This window comes from Paenibacillus sp. 32O-W (assembly GCF_007679495.1).
GTDB lineage: Bacteria > Bacillota > Bacilli > Paenibacillales > NBRC-103111 > Paenibacillus_L > Paenibacillus_L residui.
Genome location: NZ_VEGP01000139.1, coordinates 1 through 1866, shown reverse-complemented (window position 1 = coordinate 1866; position 1866 = coordinate 1). Strand labels below are relative to the sequence as shown.

Sequence of the window (1866 nt, the reverse complement as noted above, 5' to 3'; positions counted from 1 at the left end):
GGTCGAGTAGGCGGGGCCTTTCCTTCGAGGATTGTGCCCCTTACCCCTCACAGATCCGTACGTGCGCAATTAACGCATACGGCTCCTCACATTGATCATTCACAATCCATGGCTTTTAGTTGTAGATATTAACGTAGATATGTGGTTTGGGTAGCTTCCAGCGCACGACGTGGTCATAGAATTCCGCTTTGGTGTAGCTCTGCCGTTGGCTTCTGCGGTTCAGCCATTTAAACATCGACTTCTGTGCAAGATAAGCGAATGCCTTTATGCTTATAAAGTTATCCGTTATCCCGTAGTATCTGTAGTGGCCAATGAGTTTCGCTCGAACCTTTGGAAGGGTTAAGGCTAGCTTCTTATGCCTCTCCTGCTTCATCCATTCGTCAAAAGCCTTCACCTTCTGCCTGAATTTCTTCCGGCTCGTCTTGCGCTTGATCCGAAATGAGCCCGTCCGACTTTTCCCACAGTAATGGGTAAATCCCAGAAAGTCGAACGTTTCCGGCTTTCCCAGGCCAACTTTCTTCCTTGCACTCTCGGCGAAACGACCGAAACGAATGATCTTGGTCTTCTCTTCGGCTACGGTTAAATTGAATTTAGCCAAGCGTTTGAGTAACGCATAGTAGAATCGCTCGGCATCGTCTTTGTATTGGAACATACACACAAAGTCATCTGCGAATCGCACCATTTCCGCTTGACCCCGCAGCTGTTTCTTCACCGCTACTTCAAACCAGAGGTCTAGTACGTAATGTAAATAGATATTGGCTAGAAGTGGCGACACAGCTGAGCCCTGAGGGGTGCCTTCCTCTGTCGGTTCGAATTTTCCATCCTCTTGAATGCCTGCTATGAGCATTCTTTTCACGAGTCGATGGATGTTTGGGTCTCCAATCCGTATGTTTAGAAACTTCATCAACCAGTCGTGGTCAACATGATTAAAGAATCCGGAAATGTCCGCGTCGACAACATATGCCATCTTCTTGCGTTCCATGATGTAGGTGACTCGCTTTAATGCGTCATGCATGCTTCGTTTCGGACGAAATCCATAGGAGTGATCCAGAAAGTCCTGCTCGTATATCGCTTCGAGTAGTTGTTTCAATGCCATTTGCACCAATTTATCCTCGTATGCGGGAATGCCGAGCGGTCTCTTGCTTTTCTCATCCTTGGGGATATACGTCCTTCGTGCTGGCAGGGGTCGATAGCTTTTCTTTTTCAGTCGCTCCACGAGATTCTTTACGTTCGCTTCGAGATCACTTTCGTACATCTCTTTTGTTACTCCATCTACTCCTGTTGCCTTACCCGGTTTCATCTTCCGATGACATGCGATGAGCGCCTCCTCATGAATGAGGTGTCCAATGGAAGTAAATCTTAGATTCGGGTCGGACTTCGCCATGTTTGCTATTCTTGCTAATTTGGTTTCCATTTTTGGTTCTGCCTCCGTTGTGCAGGAAATGTTTCCTTACCAAGATCGATCTCTGTGTCGCCTGCCTTCCCTCCGTCGACATTACATCGATTTCTTCGGTACTATGCGGCGATCCGACTCCCTGACTACCTTTTGGCTTTCTTGCGTTTCAGCGCTTGTCCGCCATACTCCTCACGTCATTCCTAAAGAGTACTCGACTTGAGAAGAGTGTCAGGGTCTCCCAAGTTGCCGAGTGATTATTGGTCTGCATGCCTGGCTCTTCGACCCCGGGGAAGCTCCCATCTAAGCTCACCTTTAACGCTTAGGGGAATGTTGCCTTCCAGCCTTTTGACACCGTCGGCCTTCCCGATTTATGCATTTCGAGGCTCAATCACTTTCAGGCCTACATCCTATCTGTCTACGCTTAAACGTACATGTTACCATGCCCGCTCCAAGACTCGTTATTGGCGACG

The 1866-nt window shown here is 48.2% G+C and carries 1 protein-coding gene; it reads right to left on the bottom strand.

Annotated elements, in window-relative coordinates:
* Positions 1-115 precede the first annotated feature (115 nt).
* Entirely contained in the window at positions 116-1414 is a 1299-nt protein-coding gene (gene ltrA, locus FS806_RS25135) for a group II intron reverse transcriptase/maturase (RefSeq protein ID WP_027326583.1), read from the bottom strand.
* Positions 1415-1866: the final 452 nt, after the last annotated feature.